Below are 19,473 nucleotides of genomic sequence, written 5' to 3'. Positions count from 1 at the left end.
CTCCGGTAGGGGAGAAGACCTGCTATAGGGCAGAATAGGTTAGGTGAGCGATAATAAAAACCTCCCCGGTGTAGAAGAAGAAACCGTGCATGGCGTTGACCGCGATTTGGTTGAGGGGCAGGGGGTAGCAGCCGACATTAAGGAGCGCTACGCCCAGCTCGTTGATCGGGTCCGTGTTGCCCGTCAGAGCTACTACGTCAAAGACGCCCCTACCATCTCGGATGCCGAGTATGACTCCCTGTACCGGGAGCTCGAAAAACTCGAAGCACAACACCCCGAGCTGGTCGCCAATGATTCTCCGACCCAGGAGGTTGGCGGTGAGGCCTCCGCTGCCTTTGCCCCGGTCACTCACCTGGCTCGAATGTACTCCCTCGAAGATGTCTTCTCCCTGGACGAGTTGAGCGCCTGGCTTGACCGGGCCGAGAAGAACACCGAAGAAATGACCGGTGCCAAGCCCACCTGGTTGACCGAACTCAAAATTGATGGGCTCGCTATCAACCTGCTGTACCAGAACGGTAAGCTGGTGCGGGCCGCCACCCGGGGCGATGGCACCACCGGTGAAGACGTGACCCACAACGTCCTGACCATCGCTTCGATTCCTACCCGCCTGGCTGGGGAGCAGCACCCAGCTGAGATAGAGATTCGCGGTGAGGTATTCATCTCTTCTGCTGACTTTAAAGCCCTCAACGAGCAGATGGTCGTAGCGGGTAAGGCCCCCTTCGCAAACCCACGAAACGCTGCGGCGGGTTCGCTCCGTCAAAAGGACGCCGCGCTGACCGCTCAGCGCCCGCTCAGTATGTTTGTGCACGGTATCGGCTCCCGCACCGGCCTGGACCTCACTACCCAGTACGAGACCTATGACCAGCTCGCCTCCTGGGGGCTGCCAGTCAGCCCCTACTCTCGGCTCTTGACGACCAGGGAGCAGATCCTGGAGTTCATTGCTACCTACGGCGAGAAACGCCACTCTTTGGTGCATGAGATTGACGGCATTGTTATTAAGGTCAACGACTTCTCCACCCAGGAGTGCCTGGGTTATACTTCGCGCGTGCCTCGCTGGGCCGTGGCCTATAAGTACCCGCCCGAAGAGGTCAACACCAGGTTGCTCGACATCCGCGTTAATGTGGGCCGTACTGGCCGCGTGACCCCCTATGGCGTGATGGAACCGGTGAAGGTAGCGGGGTCCACCGTCGAAATGGCTACCCTTCATAACCAGGACGTGGTGAGGGCCAAGGGGGTGCTCATTGGCGACACGGTGGTGTTGCGTAAGGCCGGTGACGTGATTCCTGAAATTGTGGGGCCCGTGGTAGCTCTGCGTGATGGCACTGAGCGTGAATTTGTGATGCCAACTACCTGCCCTTCCTGCGGGGAGCCCCTATCGCCAGCTAAGGACGGTGACGTAGATATTCGCTGCCTCAACGCCCGTTCCTGCCCCGCTCAGCTAACGGAGCGTGTTAACCATCTGGCGGGCCGCGGTGCCTTCGACATTGAGGCCTTGGGCTATGAGGCCGCCAAAGCCCTGACCCAGCCAGCAGCCCCTGAAACCCCACCGCTGGTTTCTGAAGCCTTCCTCTTTGACCTCACCCCTGAAGACTTGGCTGAGGTGCGCATCGAACGTGAGAAGAAGGTTAGAGGTGAGCTGACCGGGCACATGGAACTGGTGCCCTACTTCTATACCCGTGGCACCAAGGCCAAGCCCAGTGCACCGACCCGCAACACCGAGAAGCTCTTCGAACAGTTACAGAAGGCTAAGAGCCAGCCGCTGTGGCGTGTTCTCGTGGCTCTTTCAATTCGTCATGTGGGGCCCACCGCAGCTCGGGCGCTGGCTACCGAATTTGGGTCTATGGACGCCATTCGGTCAGCCAGCGAGGAACGGTTGGCAGGCGTCGACGGAGTGGGCGCTATTATCGCCCGGTCTTTAGTCGAGTGGTTTGCAGAAGACTGGCACCGCGAAATCATCGAGCGTTGGGCGGATGCAGGGGTGCGGATGGAAGACGAACGCGATGCCTCCATCGAACGAACTCTTGAGGGTCTGACTATTGTGGTGACCGGTACGCTCGAGAACTTTACCCGTGACAGCGCGAAAGAAGCCATTATTGTGCGCGGCGGTAAGGCTTCGGGTTCTGTCTCTAAGAAAACCAGTTACCTGGTTGCAGGTGCATCTGCCGGATCAAAGCTTGAGAAGGCTGAGCAGCTGGGCGTTCCTGTGCTTGATGAGGAGGGGTTTGAGGCCCTGCTCTCTGGAACCCTGAACAGCTCAGATTAGAGCTGCCTCAGCGGCGAACCTGAACCGGTCATGCTGGGGTGAGGCGAGGGGCGGAGGGGCTTAGAGGAATCGCAGTTACGGTACAGGGCACGTATGGTTTGTTACCAAATTGTGACCTACCGCTCCGTTTGCCACGGAGAAAGTTACCGAAACTTTAAAAAATTTTTAAGCCGTAAAAAACTCGCCTACCATGCGCCTCGCTGGCCCCCAGCCCTCCAGGGTAAGGCCCTTAAAATATGGGACTTCAAGGGGAAAGATACATCCAGGGTGATTTACCCACGAGTAGCAAGCCTGCTTACAGCCCCCGTGGCGGCAGTCACCCGAAGCCCAGCGGAATGTGTTCTGTCTCAAAAATGGGTTGGCAAAGCCAAAATTGTTACGTTATCGTTATCAACGAATCAAAAATGACCGCGCTTGAGAATCACCTCGATCCGGTCCATAGCTCACAGTGGAAGCTGTGAGCGCATGCTGGGCTCTACCGCACACCTGATGCCGTCTACAGGGTAAAGCCTCAATAATCCACCCAACGATTACGGGTAGACGGCAATGCGAAGACACCCAGGGATGGGAAGAGCATAAGGTGGCCTCACGGAGCATTTACATGACTTCCAACATCCGTCGTTCAGCAGCAGCACTTGCAATCGGTGGCGCAGCAGCAGCCGCAACCCTGGTTGTAACCCCCACCTCAGCCAACGCCGCCCCCCTTGAAGCATGGGACGCTCTCGCACAGTGCGAGTCCGGTGGCAACTGGTCCATCAACACCGGCAACGGTTTCTACGGCGGCCTGCAGTTCACTCTGTCCTCCTGGGCAGCAGCAGGTGGCACCGGCAACCCCGCCGCTGCCTCAAAGGCTGAGCAGATTCGTGTAGCTGAAAACCTTCTGCAGATGCAGGGCTGGGGCGCATGGCCCTCCTGCGCTAGCCAGCTCAACCTCTACGCCTACGGCACCGGTGGCGCACCTGCCGCAGTAGAGGCCGCTCCCGCAGTTGAAGCAGCTCCTGTAGAGGTTGCTCCTCAGGCAACTGAGGTTACCGAGGTTGCAGAAGCACCCGCCGTAGTTGAAGCCCCTGTCGTGGTTGAAGCTCCTGCAGCTGAAGTAGCCGTAGAAGCAGCACCCGCCGCTAATACCTACACCGTCCAGGCTGGCGACACCCTGTCAGAGATCGCCCACGCTCACGGTTTCAACGGCTGGGAAGAGCTGTTTGCAGCTAACACCCACCTGGTTCAGAACCCCGATGTTATCGAAATCGGCTGGGTTCTGACCATCCCCGCTAAGTAAGGTTTCACTCCTTAGCGAGATTCAAACATGCGCGAAGACCCGCTCACCTGCCGGTGAGCGGGTCTTCTTTCTTGCCGGTAGTATAGAGACTGAAAAATCTATGTCTACCTCGTGGAAGTGATTATGTCTGCTATTACGAGTGAGCAGGTGGCACACCTTGCCACACTGGCTCATATCGAGATGACTGATGAAGAGCTGGCCGCTATGGCCGCCGAGCTCGACGTCATCGTAGAATCCGTCAAGTCAGTCTCAGACGCCGTCTCAGACGATATCCCGGCAACCAGCCACCCCATCCCGCTCAAGAACGTCTTCCGTGACGACGTGGTGGGCGAAACTCTGACCGCTGAAGAGGCCCTCTCGGGCGCCCCCGATGCCGAAGACGGCAAGTTCAAGGTTCCGGCAATTCTGGACGAAGACTAAGGAGCGGGTATGAAGGAGATCATCACACTTTCCGCAGCAGAACTTGCCGAGAAACTGGCCGCCGGTGAACTCACCTCTGTTGAGGCAACCCAGGCCTACATCGACTACATCACCGCCACCGACGGGCACCCCCTGGACCCCGATAACCGCGCAGCGGGTAAGAGCGGCCTCAACGCCTTCCTGCATCTGAACGCTGAAGAGGCCCTTGAGGTTGCAGCAGGGGTGGATGCGGACCGCGCAGCTGGCAAGGAGCTTCCTGCCCTAGCTGGCGTGCCCATCGCCGTCAAGGATCTAATCGTGACCAAGTGCCAGCCCACTACCGCTGCCTCCCGTATGCTTGAGGGCTGGATGAGCCCCTACGACGCTACCGTCACCCAGAAGATCCGTGAGGCCCGTATGCCCATTCTGGGTAAGACCAATCTGGACGAGTTCGCTATGGGTTCAACCACCGAGCACTCAGCCTTCGGTGTTACCCGCAACCCCTGGGCCCTAGACCGTATTCCCGGTGGTTCCGGCGGTGGCTCTGCTGTAGCGGTGGCAGCCTTCCAGGCTCCCCTGGCCCTGGGCACCGACACAGGTGGCTCTATCCGTCAGCCCGCAGCAGTCACAGGCTCGGTCGGCGTCAAGCCCACCTACGGTTCTGTCTCCCGCTACGGCGTCATCGCCATGGCCTCTTCCCTGGACCAGGTCGGCCCCTGCGCCCGCACCGTCCTCGATACCGCCCTGCTGCACGAGGTCATCGGTGGCCACGACCCCAAGGATTCCACCTCCCTGAACGAGCCCGTCCCCGCCTACGCGGACGCCGCCCGCGCCGGGGCTGCTGACGGTGGCCTGAAAGGGCTGCGCGTTGGCGTCATCAAGGAACTGACCGGCGAGGGCTTCCAGCCCGGCGTCATGGCCCGCTTCAACGAATCCCTGGAACTGCTCAAAGAAGCCGGTGCAGAGATCGTTGAGGTCTCCCTGCCCTCCGTCAAGGAAGCGATCGGGGCCTACTACCTGATTATGTCTTCCGAGGTTTCCTCCAACCTGGCCAAGTACGACGGCGTCCGCTTCGGTCTGCGCAAGCTGCCCGAAGAAGGCAACGTCACCATCGAGCGCGTCATGGCAGCCTCCCGTGCAGCCGGTTTCGGTTCAGAAGCCAAGCGCCGCATCATCCTGGGCACCTACGCCCTGTCAGCTGGCTACTACGACGCCTACTACGGTTCAGCCCAGAAGGTGCGCACCCTGATTCAGCGCGACTACGCCAAGGCCTTTGAGGTTGCTGACGTACTGATTAGCCCCACCGCCCCCACCACCGCCTACAAGCTGGGTGAGAAGACCTCCGGCGATCCCATGGCTATGTACAAGGGCGATATCGCCACCGTCCCCACCAACTTAGCCGGTGTGCCCTCCCTGTCGCTGCCCGGTGGCCTGGCAGATGAGGACGGCCTGCCCGTCGGCATCCAGTTCACCGCCCCCGCCCACGAGGACGCCCGCCTCTACCGCGCCGGTGCTGGCCTAGAAGCCCTGCTGACCGCCAAGTGGGGCGGCTACTTGCACGAGCAGCTGCCCGATACCGCAGCCCTGATTCGTGACTTCGACTTCGAAGGAGCTAAGTAAATGTCTGACCAAATCCTGTCCTTTGAGGAAGCCATGGAGAAGTACGACCCCGTACTCGGCTTCGAGGTTCACGTAGAACTCAACACCGCAACCAAGATGTTCGACGCCGCTCCCAACGAGTTCGGCGACACCCCCAACACCAACGTCACCCCCGTCTCCCTGGGCCTGCCCGGCGTGTTGCCGGTGGTCAACGGTAAGGCCGTTGAGTCTGCTATCAAGCTGGGCCTGGCTCTGGGCTGCGAGATTGCACCCGTCAGCCACTTCGCCCGCAAGAACTACTTCTACCCCGACACCCCCAAGAACTTCCAGACCTCCCAGTACGACGAGCCTATCGCCGCCAACGGGTCCCTGGATGTTGAGCTGGAGGACGGCACCGTCTTCACCATCGACATTGAGCGGGCCCACATGGAAGAGGACGCCGGTAAGCTCACCCACAAGGGCGGCACCGCTGGCCGTATTCAGGGCGCGGACTTCTCCCTGGTCGACTACAATCGTGCCGGTGTGCCCCTGATTGAAATTGTGACCCGCCCCATCGTGGGTGCAGGGGGGCGTGCTCCCGAGCTGGCCCGTGCCTACGTGGCCGCTATCCGCGAAATCGTCAAGAACCTGGGTATTTCGGATGCCCGCATGGAGCGCGGTAACGTGCGTTGCGACGCCAACGTCTCGCTCATGCCCAAGGGTTCTACCGAGTTCGGTACCCGCTCAGAGACCAAGAACGTCAACTCCCTGCGCTCAGTTGAGCGCGCGGTGCGCTACGAGATTCAGCGTCACGCGGCCGTGCTTGAAGCTGGCGAAAAGATTGTTCAGGAAACCCGCCACTGGCACGAGGACACCCGCGAGACCACCAGCGGCCGCCCCAAGTCCGACGCCGATGACTACCGCTACTTCCCCGAGCCCGACCTGGTTCCCGTGGTCACCGACGAAGAGTGGATTGAGCGCCTGCGCGCCGAGCTGCCCGAACCTCCCGCCGAGCGACGCCGCCGACTGAAGGCCGACTGGGGCTTTACCGACGAAGAGTTCCGCGACGTGGTCAACGCCGGTGCCATGGACGCCATTGAAGAGACCGTAGCCGCCGGTGCTCCTGCCTCTGTTGCCCGTAAGTGGTGGATGGGCGAGATTGCCCGTATTGCCAAGGAGCGCGAGGTTGAGCTGACCGAAACCGGGGCCACCGCAGCTACCATCGTCGAGCTTAACCAGCTCATTGAGGGTAAGAAAATCAACGATAAGATTGCCCGCCAGGTGCTGGGCTTGGTGATCGACGGTGAAGGCACCCCGGCTGAGATTGTGGAAAAGCGCGGCCTGGCCGTTGTCTCTGATGATTCAGCTCTGACCGCCGCTATCGACGAGGCCCTGGCTGCAATGCCCGACGTTGCCGACAAGATTCGTGCCGGTAAGGTCCAGGCCGCCGGTGCTGTGGTCGGCCAGGTGATGAAGGCTACCCGGGGCCAGGCGGATGCCGGACGCGTGCGCGAGCTCATTCTCGAAAAGCTGGGGGTTGAGGGCTAAAGTACAGCTCTTAAACCAGCACTAAGCCGCCTGTGGCGGGGCAGACAGCCCCGGTACAGGCGGCTTTTCTCTGGTCATGAGTCATGTGAGGGCCCTTGCCAGAGGGCATCAGGGGGTGGTTAGGAGGTGATACCCAGGTGGGTGAGCAGGAAGGAGTAGTCCCAGGCGATTTCGCGCCAGGCGGTGTAGCGGCCTGAGCCACCGCCGTGGCCGCCGTCCATCTCAATTTTGAGCAGGGGAGTGGGGGAGGCCGGGTCGATGGTCTCACGCAGGGCTGCAACCCACTTGGCCGGTTCGACGTAGTAGACGCGGGTGTCGTTGAGGGAGGTGACCGCCGCGATGGCCGGGTACTTGACTGGGCGGATGTTCTCGTAGGGGGTGTAGGACTTCATGTAGTCGTAGACCTCCCGATCGGTGAGGGGGTTGCCCCATTCTTCCCACTCCAGGGCCGAGAGCGGCAGCTCGGGGTCAAGAATGGTGGTGAGAGCATCCACAAAGGGAACCTGGGCTACACAGACTGCGTACTTTTCAGGAGCCATGTTGACCACAGCACCCATGAGCAGGCCACCGGCCGAACCGCCCATAATGCCGATACGGGTGGCGTTTACCCAGGTCTGGGAGGCTAAGAAGTCAGTTGCATCGATGAAATCGGTGAAGGTATTTTTCTTAGCCAGCTTCTTACCCTCGGTGTACCAGGCCCGGCCCATTTCACCGCCGCCGCGAATATGGGCAACGACGAAAATGACGCCGCGGTCCAGCACGCTCAGGCGGGCGGTAGAGAAGTAGGGGTCCATAGAGGACTCATAGGAGCCGTAGCCGTACTGGATGACGGGGTTTTCCTGCGACTTGTCGAGGTCAGCGCGGTGCATAACGGAAAGCGGAATCATGGCCCCGTCGGCTGCCGGTGCCCACATGCGGTAGGCGGTGTAGTTCTCAGGCTCGTAGCCAAGCACGGGGGTGCGGCGGCGTAGTACCAGGTCGTCAGTGTCGGGGAAGTAGTCGTAGACGCTGTTGGGGATTAGGTAGGAGGTGTAGTTCAGGCGGATGACCGGGGACATGATATTCACGCCCGAGAAAGCCGAGGTGTAGAGCTCTTCGGTAAATCCACCGGGCTCATGTAGCTCAATTCCCTGGGGGTGGGCCGCAGCAACCTGCTCAGCCAGTGCGGTACGCGGGGCCACAAACACCTTGACGGTGGTGTTCTCCCGGGCCATCAGGACCAGGTGGTTGCGGGAGAACTTAACCGATTCCAGGCGGACGTCCGCGCGGTGGGGCACCAGGGGTACCCACTCCTGCATCATATCTTCCAGGGGGCGGTGCTCGTCCTGCAGGGGGAGCATCACAAGCTCCATGTTGGGGGCGTCCTTGTTATGGCCCAAGACCAGGTAGCCGGTGCCCTCGACATCAATAATGTCAGTGGAGTGGGCGATCTTGTGTTCCCGGCTCATAACGAGGGTGGGTTCTAGCTGGCCCAGCTCATGGATATTGATGACGTAGGTTTCACTGTACTCAGAGTTGCTCGACGAAATCACCAGGTGGGTGCGCGAAGAGGACATACCAGCGTCAAGCCACATGCCCTGATCTGCCTCATGATAGAGCACCAGGTCCTGGGAAGAACCAGTGCCGATAGCGTGGGCGCGCACTTCGTAGGGCCGCCAGGATTCATCGGCCACCGAGTAAATCAGGTGCTTGGCCCCCGAGGCAAAGAAAGCCCCAGCGACGACGTCCTCAATCTTTTCTTCCAGAATCTCGCCGGTGTTTAGGTCTTTAAAATACTGGGTGTAGCGTTCGTCGCCAGAGTCATCGACCCCGAAAGTCAGCAGGGAACCATCACGGGTGACCTGGAAGGAGCCTAGTGAGAAAAAGGCCATATCCCGGGCAAACTCGTTGCAGTCCAGTACCACCTGCTCGCCGTCAAGCGGCTCACCGGGGCGCACGACCGGTGGCCGGTAGCGCTCTTCCACGCTGCCCTCCGTCAGGGCGGGGACGCGGCACATGACCGGGTACTGCTCACCGGCAACCGTGCGGTTAAAGTACCACCAGGCCCCGCGGCGCGAGGGCACCGACATGTCGGTCAGCTGGGTACGCCCCTTAATCTCCTCAAAGATAGCGTCACGCAGGGGCTGCTGGTCTGCCGTGACGGTTTCGGTAAAGGCGTTCTCAGCCCGCAGATGCTCTAAAACCTCGCTGCTCCCCTTATCGCGCAACCACTCGTAGTGGTCAACAAAAGTATCGCCGTGATGAGTGCGCTCAACGGGTACGCGCTTGGCAAGAGGAGGAGTCAGAGACATCATCAGCCCTTTCACAGAAAACTTAACCTCCCCTTATTCTAAAGGACGCCCCCGTTACGTAACCTGCGCAATAGAACGACACATGCTGAAATCTTCCAACCTGCTCTTGACGCTACCAGCCCCTTCTGTGCAGACTTGAACCAGGTCAAGAGAGCCAGCACTAAGCCCCAGCTAGCTGGTCGGCAACCCTCCACTCGCGGTGGGGTGCCCTGGGTGAAGACCTGGCGTACCCATCGAGAACCAGGTACGCAAGCGCGGGACCGATGTGCCTCTATCTTCTGCGAGGGCATCAGATTCTTTTCCTCCTTACCCGGGCGGAAGATACGGCATGCGGCCCGTTTCAACTGAACACTGAAACACCACTACCTCCCTAGGAGTAACCGCATGACCACCGAGAACACCCTTCCCACCCCCTCCAACCCCACAGGCTGGAAGTTCGAAACCCAGCAGATTCACGCAGGCCAGGAGCCCGATGCGGCAACCGGTGCCCGTGCCCTGCCCATCTACCAGACCACGTCCTTTGTCTTCAAGGACTCCGCCCAGGCAGCTGGCCGCTTCGCCCTCTCAGAACTTGGCCCCATCTACTCCCGCATTAACAACCCAACCCAAGAAGCGGTCGAAAACCGTATCGCGGCTCTCGAAGGCGGCGTCGGAGCTCTGCTACTCGCCAGCGGCCAGGCAGCCTCCACCTTCGCGATTCTGAACATTGCGGGGGCCGGTGACCACATCGTTGCCTCCCCCTCCCTCTACGGTGGCAGCTTCAACCTGCTCAAGTACACCCTTAAGAACCTGGGCATTGAAACCACCTTCGTTGATGATCCTGCCGACCCTGAATCCTGGCGAGCTGCCGCCCGCGAGAACACCAAGGCCTTCTACGCAGAAACCCTGCCCAACCCCCGCGGCGACGTGCTCGACATTGAAGCCGTCTCAGGCGTAGCCCATGAGGTGGGGGTACCGCTGATTGTTGACAACACCGTAGCCACCCCCTACCTGCTCAACCCCATCAAGTACGGCGCTGACGTGGTCATCCACTCAGCCACCAAATACCTGGGTGGTCACGGTACCTCGGTCGGCGGCGTCATCGTCGACTCCGGCAACTTCGACTACGGCGCCTACCCCGACAAGTACCCCCTCTTCAACCAGCCCGACGAAAGCTACCACGGCCTGATCTACGCCCGTGACCTCGGCGCGGACGGTGTCTTCGGAGTTAACCTCTCCTACATCCTCAAAGCCCGCGTCTCCCTGTTGCGCGACCTGGGCTCATCCATCTCACCGACCAACGCCTTCAACATCGCCATCGGTCTTGAAACCCTCTCCCTGCGCGTCGAACGCCACGTAGAGAACGCCCGCAAGGTTGCCGACTTCCTCAAGGACCACCCCCAGGTCGAATCGGTCACCTACTCCGGCCTACCCGATTCCCCCTACTACCAACTGGCTCAAAAATACCTACCCAAGGGGGCCGGTGCCGTCCTCGGCTTCACCCTCAAGGAGGCCGACGCCGCAACCGCCCAGAAATTCGTGGACTCCCTCTCCCTGCACTCCCTGCTGGTCAATATCGGCGACGTGCGCTCGCTCGCTGTACATCCGGCCTCCACCACCCACAGTCAGTCCACCACCGAAGAGCTTGAAGCCATCGGCATCAACCCCGCCTTCATTCGCCTCTCGGTAGGTATAGAGCACATCGACGATATCCTCGCTGACCTCGAACTCGGCTTCACCGCCATCGCTCAGGAAAGGTAGTTCAATGACGACCGCCCGCCCCGCTGACACCACCCCCACCCGTACCGACGGCGTGCTCACCTACGCCCAGGTTGGTGACCTGCCCCTCGAATCAGGCGCATTGCTCCCCGACGTCACCATCGGCTACGAAACCTGGGGAGCCCTCAACGAGGCGGGCGACAACGCCATTCTGATTCTGCACGCCCTGACCGGAGACACCCACGTCTCGGCAGGGCGCGTAGGGGCTGGCGCCAGTGAGCAGGACCGCGAGGCCGCTGAGGCTGCCGGCTGGTGGCCTACCGCCGTCGGCCCCGGCCGCGTCATCGACACCGACAAATACTTCGTTATTTCCCCCAACATGGTGGGAGGATGCTATGGGTCAACCGGGCCCTCGTCACCGGCGCCTGCCTCGGCTGACCCGGAGGGTAGACCCTGGGGTTCCCGCTTCCCCCTGGTTACCATCCGCGACAGCGTGCACGCCGAAAAACGCCTGCTCGATGCGCTGGGCGTCAAATCTCTGCACCACGTCATCGGCGGCTCCTTAGGCGGGGCCCGCGCCGCTGAATGGGCCGTCACCTACCCCGGCCTCGTCCGCTCCTGCGCCGTGATTGCCTCCGGACCCGCAGCCACCGCCGAGCAGATTGCATGGGGCCATATGCAAAACCTGGCTATCCGCCAGGATCCGGGGTTTGCAGGCGGTGACTACTACCCGGGCCCCGGCCCCGTCACCGGCCTCGCCCTGGCCCGCCGTATCGCCCACACCACCTACCGCTCAGCCGCCGAACTCCACTTCCGCTTTGGCCGCGACGCCCAGGACGGCCACAACGTCCTGCACCCCCTCACCGCAGAACGTGGCCGCTACCAGGTCGAAAACTACCTGGATCATCACGGCACCAAACTCACCAACCGCTTTGACGCCAACTCCTACCTGGCCATCAACGAAGCTCTGCTCTCCCACGATCTCGGGCGTGACCGCGGCGGCCTCGACAAAGCCCTCGCCCGCACCACCTGCAACTGGACTATCGCCTACGTCGACTCCGACCGTCTCTTCTTCCCCTCCGATTCACAAATCCTGGCAGCAGCCCTGCCCAACCCCGTAGAACCTGCCGTGATTCACTCGCCCTGCGGCCACGATGGCTTCCTCATCGAACACGGACAACTTGAGAGGATTCTTGCCACCAGCATTGAAGCCCAGGATGCCGCCGACGAAGCACAACCGCGGGGGCGCAAACACCTGTGGGCAGTGGCCTAGGCTGGCTCTGCCGGTGGTAAGTTGGGAGTTATGAACCAGTACCTTGTTGAATATTCCAAGGCAGAGCCCTTCCGCCAGGGCACCCACCTGGTCGTCCTCCTACACGGCTACGGCTCCCACGAGCGTGACCTGCTGGGGCTCACCCCCTACCTGCCCAGCGAGAAGGTGACCTACGCGTCCGTCCGCGCGCCCCAGCCCGTTGGCTACCAGCTACCAGCAGACGCAGGCTCCGCCTACATCCAAGGCTCCGCCATGGGCTACCAATGGTGGCCCCTTAACCAGCAGCTTGAAACCGTAGGCTTCACCGCAATCGAACTAGCCGTGGACTACCTGCTGGGCTGGCTGGAACCCATCGCCGCCGACTACGAAAGCGTGACCCTGCTGGGCTTCTCCCAGGGCATGGCTCTTGCTACCTCGGTAGCCCGTGCCCGCCCCGACCTTATCAAGGCCGTGGTAGGGCTCTCCGGCTACGCCGTGGCCGGGGGAGAGCACTACTTCAAGGACGCCCAGCTGGCAGCTACACCCCTGCCCCTCTTCTGGGGGCGCGACCAAGCTGACCCCATCATCACCTCCGACAAAATTACTTACACCCAGGAGTGGGCAGCCGACCACACCGCTCTCACCGCCCAGACCTACCCCAACATCGGGCACGGGGTTGCAGCAGCAGAACTCACCCACGTCGCGGGGTTCCTCAAAGAGAAGGTACTGTCTGCTTAACCCAGGTGGTAAGAGCAGTTAGCTTACTCGGTCTCCACCTGCACCGTCAGACCGTTCAGCTCAACGGTATCGCCAGCATGTAGCTGCCGCCCACGTTGTTCACAAATCTCCCCGTTGACCTTGACCAGGCCGTCCTGAATCACCTGCCGGGCATGTACCCCATTCTCCACCAGGCTAGCCAGCTTCAAAAACTGGCCCAGGCGAATCATCTCATCACGAATCACAACAGACTCAATACTCATACCTATCACTTTACCGGCACCCCATCAGCCACCCGTGCGGTAGTCTTAAAGGCGCGCAAACCGGCGCACAACCATCCAAGCACGCCACAACCGGTGGCGCAGGCTCATAGGAGAAACCAAAACACATGGCACCGAAGTCCACACTCGACAACGTTATTTCACTGGCCAAGCGCCGCGGATTCGTCTTCCAAGCAGGCGAAATCTACGGTGGATCCCGCTCAGCCTGGGACTACGGCCCGCTCGGTGCCGAACTCAAAGAAAACATCCGCCAGCAGTGGTGGCAGACCTTCGTACGCGGACGCGAAGACATGGTGGGCCTCGACTCCTCCATTATCCTGCCTAAGGCAGTCTGGGAAGCTTCAGGCCACGTCGCCACCTTCACCGACCCCCTGGTTGAATGCCTCTCCTGCCACTCCCGCCACCGCCAGGACCACCTGATCGAAGCCTTCGAAGCCAAGAAGGGCCGCGCCCCCGAAAACGGCATGGCAGACATCGTCTGCCCCAAGTGCGGCACCAAGGGCCAGTGGACCGAGCCCCAGAACTTCTCAGGACTCATGAAAACCTATCTGGGCCCCGTCGATAACGAAGAGGGCCTGCACTACATGCGCCCCGAAACCGCCCAGGGCATCTTCGTTAACTTCAACAACGTCGTCACCGCCGCCCGCAAGCGCCCACCCTTCGGCATCGGCCAGATCGGCAAGGCCTTCCGCAACGAAATCACCCCCGGCAACTTCATCTTCCGAACCCGCGAGTTCGAACAGATGGAAATCGAATACTTCGTGCACCCCGACGACGCCCCCTTCTACTACGACCAGTGGATTGAAGACTGCTGGAACTGGTTCGTAGACCTGGGCATCAACCCCGACAACATGCGCAAGTTCGACGTCCCCGAAGACGACCGCGCCCACTACTCAGCCGGTACCATGGACCTCGAATACCGCTTCGGCTTTACGGGCTCCGAATGGGGCGAACTCATGGGCGTTGCCAACCGCACCAACTACGACCTGGGCGTGCACAATGAACACTCCAACGCTAGGCTCGAATACTTCGACCAGGGCACCGGCGAACGCTACGTGCCCTACGTCATCGAACCCTCCTTCGGCCTGACCCGCTCCATGATGGCCTTCCTGGTGGATGCCTACGTGGAAGACGAAGCTCCCAACACCAAGGGCGGCGTCGACAAGCGCACCGTGCTTAAGCTCGACCCCCGCCTGGCCCCCGTCAAGGCCGCCGTGCTGCCCCTCTCTAAGAAGGAAGACCTCGTTCCCACCGCCAAGAACCTGGCCGACGAGCTGCGCCGGGCCTGGAACATCGACTACGACGACGCCGGTGCCATCGGCCGCCGCTACCGCCGCCAGGACGAAATCGGCACCCCCTTCTGCATCACCGTCGACTTCGACACCCTGGAAGACCAGGCAGTGACCATCCGCGAGCGCGACACCATGACCCAGGAGCGTGTAGCCCTGGATCAGGTCACCGCCTACCTGGCAGCCAAGCTGACCAAGTAAGAAGCTAGTTTAGATAGACAAAAGGACGGACGTGCGGAGAGCCTGCTGACCCTCTTGGGGCTCGCGTTGGGGCGCTCACCCCAATTCACGCCAGCCCCGAGCCAGCGGGCTCTCTGCACGTCCGCCTTTTCCTATACCTCCAGCACCTGCGACGCTAGATTTCTACCCGCTTCAAGTCGAGGGTCAGGTGGCCTGCCACTGAGCGGGCTGCCTCCCAGTCGCTACGCAGCACAGCTTTCAGTACCGCGTCGTGGTACTGGCCGTCAATCAGGAAAGCCTCGCGGCGGCGTCCTTCTGCTACAAACCCGCAGGAGGTGTAGACGTGCTTGGCGCGCTCGTTGAAGTCCAGCACCTCCAACTCAATGCGGTGCAAATCCAGCTTCTCAAAGGCGTAATCCACCATGAGCTTAGTAGCCTCGGTACCATACCCTTTATTCTGGCCAGCCTGGCCAATCGCAATCCGGTAGTTAACCGACCCGTTATCGGGGTCGTACTCGTTGAAAGCCACCTCGCCTACATACTTCTGCTGATCCAGCGCATAAATCGCCAGGTCAAGGCGGTTCATCTTATCGTTGCGGCGGGCGTACCACTCCCGAGTCTTAGCCTCGTCGAAGGGATGGGCCTCAGTTGACCGGGAGTGGACTGTGCCGGTCTTAATCAGCACCTCTGGCTCCTGAAGAATGCTAATCATGGCATCAATAGCATCAGCGTCAAAGGGGCGCAACTCAATACGGGAACCTACGAGAGTGGGCTTGTGGGCAAGGGGAGAAGTCATAACACCACGCTATGTATATAGAGTCAAATGAACTTTTAGCCCTTCAATTTTAGCCGGTAACAGGCAAATGAACTCAACACCGTGAGGTAGGTTCACGCTCAGCATGAGCTGTCTCTTGGGCAAGCACGCCCACCGCTGGGTAAGGGCGCTAAAGTAGATGGGTACGCCCCCGCTGACCTTACTGAAAGAGACGAATCCGATGAGCACCGCCGAGACCACCTACACCCTGCGCCCCTGGCATGAGGGTGACACCCTTGCCCTGCTAGAGTACTGGAACGACCCCGAAAACCGGCAGGTAGCTGCTTTCCGCTCGTCTTTTACTTCTGGCTCGGAGTCCCCTTTCTCACGTACTCTGGTCGCTGAGCACCAGGGGGTGCCCGTGGCAGCGGGCGCTATCTACGAGACCGACCTGCACCCGAACCGCCTCTGGTGCTACATTGAAGTGGCCCCTGATCACCGCCGTACCGGGCTGGGCACTCTAATCCTGCAGGCCCTCAAGGACGCAGCCGCCTCAGCCCCCAGCGGAATCTCAGCCTTGCGTACCAAGGTGGAGCCGGAATCCACCGGCCTAAACTTCGCCTTAGCCCGCGGTTTCACGGCTGCCCAGCGCTCGCGCATGGTGCGCATTGAAGCCGGGGCGGTGCCGTCCGTACCCCTGCGCCAGGACGACTCCGAACGCATCACCCAGGCCATCGAGGACCTAGCCACCGGGTCAGTCGAACTCACCCAGAACTTCTGGGACTTCTACCGGGCCGTGCACACCTGGGACGAACCCGCCGACCTCCCCATAGGCCGCATTAACCGTCTCTTCCTCTCTGATGAGGCTGAAGCCCTGGGCGCCGTCGTGCTGCGCGACGATGTGTTGCGCGCCCAGGCCAACGGGAAGAAGGGCGACATTATCGCCTTTGCTGTGAGCTACCGCCCCATCGAGGTAGATGCTGGCCAGATGCCCGTCTCTGAGGATGATGCCACCGAAATTACCATCGGCTACCGGGTGGGCCACCCCGGTGCCCGCGAGGCCATCATGCAGCTGCTCTCGGTGCTGACCGCCTCCTACCCTGTGCAGATCGAGGTCGATGACTCTATGGAGGATCTGGCCGTGCTGATTGACCAGCTGGTGAAGATGGACGCTGCTTTTGTCACCAGTGAAACCCTGGTGCTGGTGGACGGTTAAGCAGCCATGGACGATACACGTGTAGAGAGAATCTTGCGTGTGGTCGAGTGCCTGCCTGCCGGGCAGGTTGCTACCTACGGGGACGTCGGCGCGGTCACCGGGGAATCGCCCCGGCTGGTGGGGCGCGTGCTGGCGACCTGGGGATCGAATGTTCCCTGGTGGCGGGTCTGCAATGCCCGCGGTGAGATACCGGGGCACCTAGAGCAGGCGTACTCCCATTGGCAGGACGAGGGCACCCCGCTTACCAGCACGGGGCGGGTCGCTCTGGGCGCTGCCCGTATGGACGCGGACGCCCTGGCTCGTCTCTCTGCCCAGCGGTTAGCTGAGCTGGGGGAGGGGCGGGCATAAAAGGGAGGCTATACGCCGATGTCGCGGGCCCTACGTCTCTGAGCTGAAGCCTCCCGGGCGCTACTGCTTGAACCGATGTACCCGATCAACGGCCAGATTGCAGCGTTCTGAGCTTGCATATCCCAAAAGATATTGAGAATTGCCCAGAGAACCCAGGTAATAGTAAGCGCCCAGGCAAAGAGTCCCGGTCGCCATACCATCGTGCGGCTTCCCCTGGGGCGTAGGAACCACTGAGTGAGCACCGTACCAACAGCCACGAGGCCAATCGCCCACAAGGTGATAGCTAGTTCTCGGCTGAGGTACCAGGTGATACAACCGTGGAGACCCCACAGCCCCACCATGATGAGGGGTGCGTAGATACTGTTACCAGGGGAGGGGCGTCGAATCGTCATTGAAGATCACCAATCCTGTTACTTTGCGGGCTGAGTTGAATGAGAGTTGGCCGACCGGCTCTCCATGTTCGTGGCGCAGCCGGTAGGTGAGGGTAAAGCCGGAGCCTGCCTGTTCCACTACCGTTTTCTTGACTTCGACAAAGGGGCCATTTGCCTCAAGCACCTGCTGCCAGGTTTTCAGAATCTTGCGTTTAGACAGTAACCGGGTGGTGGTATAGGTCATGTGGCTGTGTACATGCTCAATGTCTTCGTGGGCAAGTGCGGCGAAGAGGGCCTCGGTGACTTGTTCCAGTTCCACCTGAATCTGCGAGAGAGACCGGGCGTTGTAGACGGTCTCTGAAAAGCGCTGGGCAGCAGCCTGCTTAGTCACTCCGATAGCCGAGCCGATGAGCTGCCAGGTGGCGCCGCCTGCGCGAGCCGCCTGCACGGCGTCCTCAAGCGCACGGGTTGCCTGGCTAACCTGCTCATTAGCGGTGCGGACGGCGGTGATTCGGGGGTCGGTCGAATCCATAGAACCTCCTCCATGTGGGCGATGTCAATATAGGTTGACTTATCACGAGTATGGTGGGTTTTATGTGGGCCTGTCAAGATTCTTTGACTTTTCCTTTTTTGAATGTGGCTTTTACTCCCGAGTGGGGCAGTAAGAGTGGCACGCTCGGGAATAAGTGGCACATTCGACGCTGAGCCGCCCCGGCCCGCCGTGGTAGCGGTAACTGCGCCCACCGCGTCCTTATGACAAAATTGGAAGGTTATGACACAAGAGACCCCAGGAACCGGCCAGGCCCCGGTCCGCGCCAAGCAACTCAAGCTCCCGCCCCTTACCCTGGGCAAGCACACCATCGACACCCCGGTGGTTCTGGCGCCCATGGCTGGCGTGACTAACAAGGCCTTCCGTCGGCTCTGCCGCGACTACGGTGGCGGGCTCTACGTCACCGAGATGGTCACCGCACGGTCCCTGGTGGAACGCAACCCCGAGTCCCTGCGCATTATTGACCATGACGGCGACGAAAAAATCCGCTCCATCCAGATTTACGGGGTGGACGCCGTCAACGTGGGTAAGGCAATCCGCCTGGTGGTCGAAGAAGACCGCGCCGACCATATCGACCTGAACTTCGGCTGCCCCGTCCCCAAGGTGACCAAGCTGGGCGGCGGCTCAGCCCTGCCCTGGAAGACCGACCTCTTTACCGCCATCGTCCAGACCGCCGTGCGCGAGGCTTCCCGCGGGGACGTGCCCCTGACCATCAAAATGCGTAAGGGCATAGACGAGGACCACCTGACCTACCTGGAATCAGCCAAAATCGCCCGCGACGCCGGGGTTGCAGCTATGGCCCTGCACGGCCGCACCGCCGCCCAGCACTATTCGGGTAAGGCTGACTGGGACTCCATTGCCCGCCTGCGCGAAGCTATCCCCGATGTGCCAATTCTGGGCAACGGCGATATTTTCTCGGCCGAGGACGCCGTCGCCATGGTTGAGCAGACAGGGGTGGACGGCATCGTGGTCGGCCGCGGTTGCCAGGGCCGGCCCTGGCTCTTTGGCGACCTGCAAAACGCCTTTGAGGGCTCCGAAGAGCGCCACCGCCCTTCTGTTTCTGAGGTAGCGGATATGATTTATCGCCACGCGGAACTGTTAGTTGAGACCTTTGGTGATGAGCACCGCGGTCTGCGTGAAATCCGCAAGCACGTGGCCTGGTACTTCCACGGCTACCCGGTGGGCGGCAAACTGCGCGCCAAGATGTCTACCGTGCCCACCCTGGAGGCCTTCCGCGAGTACCTGGCCGAACTGGATCACTCCATCGGCTACCCCGGTGCCGCTGTTGAGGGCCCCCGTGGCCGAGCTGGCAACCCCAAGAAGCCCCACCTACCCGACGGCTGGCTGAACTCCCGCGTCCTGGGGGACGCAGAGCGTCTGGGACTGGTGGAGGCCGAACTGGATATTAGCGGCGGCTAAAGATGCGGACGGCCGGGCCCGCCTAATCCATATCGGGCGG

17 protein-coding genes and 1 riboswitch are annotated in these 19,473 nt (G+C 61.0%); of the genes, 12 read left to right on the top strand and 5 right to left on the bottom strand.

All coding sequences use genetic code 11. The features are described from left to right. Positions 1-106 precede the first annotated feature (106 nt). The 5 genes from ligA (at position 107) to gatB (ending at position 7,067) form a co-directional block, all read left to right on the top strand. Positions 107-2,263: an NAD-dependent DNA ligase LigA gene (gene ligA, locus L6966_RS06170; protein WP_237233096.1), complete on the top strand. Its 2,157-nt coding sequence runs from the start codon at positions 107-109 to the stop codon at positions 2,261-2,263. Positions 2,264-2,864: 601 nt separating this feature from the next. Further along, complete coding sequence (locus L6966_RS06165) at positions 2,865-3,542, top strand: LysM peptidoglycan-binding domain-containing protein (protein ID WP_237233079.1); 678 nt, start codon at positions 2,865-2,867, stop codon at positions 3,540-3,542. A gap of 123 nt (positions 3,543-3,665) precedes the next feature. Next, positions 3,666-3,962 (top strand): Asp-tRNA(Asn)/Glu-tRNA(Gln) amidotransferase subunit GatC, encoded by a 297-nt coding sequence (gatC, locus tag L6966_RS06160; RefSeq protein ID WP_237233078.1) that lies wholly within the window; start codon positions 3,666-3,668, stop codon positions 3,960-3,962. Between the two features lie 9 nt (positions 3,963-3,971). Then, positions 3,972-5,561 carry an Asp-tRNA(Asn)/Glu-tRNA(Gln) amidotransferase subunit GatA gene (gene gatA, locus L6966_RS06155; RefSeq protein ID WP_237233077.1) on the top strand — a complete coding sequence of 530 codons (1,590 nt, stop codon included), beginning with the start codon at positions 3,972-3,974 and terminating at the stop codon, positions 5,559-5,561. Further along, positions 5,562-7,067, top strand: a complete 1,506-nt coding sequence (gene gatB / locus L6966_RS06150) for an Asp-tRNA(Asn)/Glu-tRNA(Gln) amidotransferase subunit GatB (protein ID WP_237224155.1) — start codon at positions 5,562-5,564, stop codon at positions 7,065-7,067. A gap of 119 nt (positions 7,068-7,186) precedes the next feature. Here gatB and L6966_RS06145 read toward each other — a convergent pair whose 3' ends face one another. Beyond that, positions 7,187-9,361 carry a S9 family peptidase gene (locus L6966_RS06145; RefSeq protein ID WP_237233076.1) on the bottom strand — a complete coding sequence of 725 codons (2,175 nt, stop codon included), beginning with the start codon at positions 9,359-9,361 and terminating at the stop codon, positions 7,187-7,189. 140 nt (positions 9,362-9,501) lie between these two features. Next, positions 9,502-9,619, top strand: a riboswitch (SAM riboswitch). 123 nt (positions 9,620-9,742) lie between these two features. Here L6966_RS06145 and L6966_RS06140 point away from each other — a divergent pair. The 3 genes from L6966_RS06140 to L6966_RS06130 are packed head-to-tail and all read left to right on the top strand — an operon-like array spanning position 9,743 to position 13,046. Continuing rightward, on the top strand, positions 9,743-11,098 hold the full coding sequence (locus tag L6966_RS06140) for an O-acetylhomoserine aminocarboxypropyltransferase/cysteine synthase family protein (protein WP_237224157.1): 1,356 nt from the start codon (positions 9,743-9,745) through the stop codon (positions 11,096-11,098). Positions 11,099-11,102: 4 nt separating this feature from the next. Then, on the top strand, positions 11,103-12,329 hold the full coding sequence (gene metX, locus L6966_RS06135; protein WP_237233075.1) for a homoserine O-acetyltransferase MetX: 1,227 nt from the start codon (positions 11,103-11,105) through the stop codon (positions 12,327-12,329). Between the two features lie 30 nt (positions 12,330-12,359). Next, on the top strand, positions 12,360-13,046 hold the full coding sequence (locus L6966_RS06130) for an alpha/beta hydrolase (protein ID WP_237224515.1): 687 nt from the start codon (positions 12,360-12,362) through the stop codon (positions 13,044-13,046). A gap of 23 nt (positions 13,047-13,069) precedes the next feature. On the opposite strand, the gene L6966_RS06125 is transcribed toward L6966_RS06130, so the two are convergent. After that, the gene (locus tag L6966_RS06125; protein WP_180377906.1) at positions 13,070-13,288 is read right to left on the bottom strand and encodes an RNA-binding S4 domain-containing protein; all 219 of its coding nucleotides are present in this window, start codon (positions 13,286-13,288) and stop codon (positions 13,070-13,072) included. A 125-nt stretch (positions 13,289-13,413) separates the two neighbouring features. Here L6966_RS06125 and L6966_RS06120 point away from each other — a divergent pair, with 125 nt between their 5' ends. Continuing rightward, positions 13,414-14,796, top strand: coding sequence for a glycine--tRNA ligase (locus L6966_RS06120; protein WP_237224516.1), 1,383 nt, complete (start codon positions 13,414-13,416; stop codon positions 14,794-14,796). A 154-nt stretch (positions 14,797-14,950) separates the two neighbouring features. On the opposite strand, the gene L6966_RS06115 is transcribed toward L6966_RS06120, so the two are convergent. Then, complete coding sequence (locus tag L6966_RS06115; RefSeq protein ID WP_237224517.1) at positions 14,951-15,571, bottom strand: GNAT family N-acetyltransferase; 621 nt, start codon at positions 15,569-15,571, stop codon at positions 14,951-14,953. A gap of 199 nt (positions 15,572-15,770) precedes the next feature. On the opposite strand from L6966_RS06115, the gene L6966_RS06110 reads away from it, so the two are divergent. Together L6966_RS06110 and L6966_RS06105 are read left to right on the top strand one after the other, a co-directional pair. Then, a complete protein-coding gene (locus L6966_RS06110) occupies positions 15,771-16,745 on the top strand; it encodes a GNAT family N-acetyltransferase (RefSeq protein ID WP_237224518.1) in 975 nt (324 codons plus the stop codon). A gap of 6 nt (positions 16,746-16,751) precedes the next feature. Further along, on the top strand, positions 16,752-17,093 hold the full coding sequence (locus tag L6966_RS06105) for an MGMT family protein (protein ID WP_237224519.1): 342 nt from the start codon (positions 16,752-16,754) through the stop codon (positions 17,091-17,093). Positions 17,094-17,101: 8 nt separating this feature from the next. On the opposite strand, the gene L6966_RS06100 is transcribed toward L6966_RS06105, so the two are convergent. Both L6966_RS06100 and L6966_RS06095 read right to left on the bottom strand, forming a co-directional pair. Next, positions 17,102-17,485 (bottom strand): hypothetical protein, encoded by a 384-nt coding sequence (locus tag L6966_RS06100; RefSeq protein ID WP_237224520.1) that lies wholly within the window; start codon positions 17,483-17,485, stop codon positions 17,102-17,104. Continuing rightward, complete coding sequence (locus tag L6966_RS06095; protein WP_237224521.1) at positions 17,457-17,996, bottom strand: hypothetical protein; 540 nt, start codon at positions 17,994-17,996, stop codon at positions 17,457-17,459. The genes L6966_RS06100 and L6966_RS06095 overlap by 29 nt, the downstream gene beginning before the upstream one ends. 240 nt (positions 17,997-18,236) lie before the next feature. On the opposite strand from L6966_RS06095, the gene dusB reads away from it, so the two are divergent. Next, complete coding sequence (gene dusB / locus L6966_RS06090; protein ID WP_237224522.1) at positions 18,237-19,433, top strand: tRNA dihydrouridine synthase DusB; 1,197 nt, start codon at positions 18,237-18,239, stop codon at positions 19,431-19,433. Positions 19,434-19,473: the final 40 nt, after the last annotated feature.

This window comes from Rothia nasisuis (genome assembly GCF_928381405.1).
Lineage (GTDB): Bacteria > Actinomycetota > Actinomycetes > Actinomycetales > Micrococcaceae > Rothia > Rothia nasisuis.
The sequence above is the reverse complement of the archived record's forward strand: the minus strand, read 5'-3'. Positions and strand labels throughout refer to the sequence as shown.

Coding starts and splice junctions, on each gene's coding strand:
- L6966_RS06120 (WP_237224516.1), top strand. CDS start 13,414: ATGGCACCGAAGTCCACACTCGACAACGTTATTTCACTGGCCAAGCGC.
- gatC (WP_237233078.1), top strand. CDS start 3,666: ATGTCTGCTATTACGAGTGAGCAGGTGGCACACCTTGCCACACTGGCT.
- L6966_RS06125 (WP_180377906.1), bottom strand. CDS start 13,288: ATGAGTATTGAGTCTGTTGTGATTCGTGATGAGATGATTCGCCTGGGC.
- gatA (WP_237233077.1), top strand. CDS start 3,972: ATGAAGGAGATCATCACACTTTCCGCAGCAGAACTTGCCGAGAAACTG.
- L6966_RS06095 (WP_237224521.1), bottom strand. CDS start 17,996: ATGGATTCGACCGACCCCCGAATCACCGCCGTCCGCACCGCTAATGAG.
- L6966_RS06165 (WP_237233079.1), top strand. CDS start 2,865: ATGACTTCCAACATCCGTCGTTCAGCAGCAGCACTTGCAATCGGTGGC.
- L6966_RS06140 (WP_237224157.1), top strand. CDS start 9,743: ATGACCACCGAGAACACCCTTCCCACCCCCTCCAACCCCACAGGCTGG.
- L6966_RS06100 (WP_237224520.1), bottom strand. CDS start 17,485: ATGACGATTCGACGCCCCTCCCCTGGTAACAGTATCTACGCACCCCTC.
- gatB (WP_237224155.1), top strand. CDS start 5,562: ATGTCTGACCAAATCCTGTCCTTTGAGGAAGCCATGGAGAAGTACGAC.
- L6966_RS06145 (WP_237233076.1), bottom strand. CDS start 9,361: ATGATGTCTCTGACTCCTCCTCTTGCCAAGCGCGTACCCGTTGAGCGC.
- dusB (WP_237224522.1), top strand. CDS start 18,237: ATGACACAAGAGACCCCAGGAACCGGCCAGGCCCCGGTCCGCGCCAAG.
- L6966_RS06130 (WP_237224515.1), top strand. CDS start 12,360: ATGAACCAGTACCTTGTTGAATATTCCAAGGCAGAGCCCTTCCGCCAG.
- metX (WP_237233075.1), top strand. CDS start 11,103: ATGACGACCGCCCGCCCCGCTGACACCACCCCCACCCGTACCGACGGC.
- L6966_RS06110 (WP_237224518.1), top strand. CDS start 15,771: ATGAGCACCGCCGAGACCACCTACACCCTGCGCCCCTGGCATGAGGGT.
- L6966_RS06115 (WP_237224517.1), bottom strand. CDS start 15,571: ATGACTTCTCCCCTTGCCCACAAGCCCACTCTCGTAGGTTCCCGTATT.
- L6966_RS06105 (WP_237224519.1), top strand. CDS start 16,752: ATGGACGATACACGTGTAGAGAGAATCTTGCGTGTGGTCGAGTGCCTG.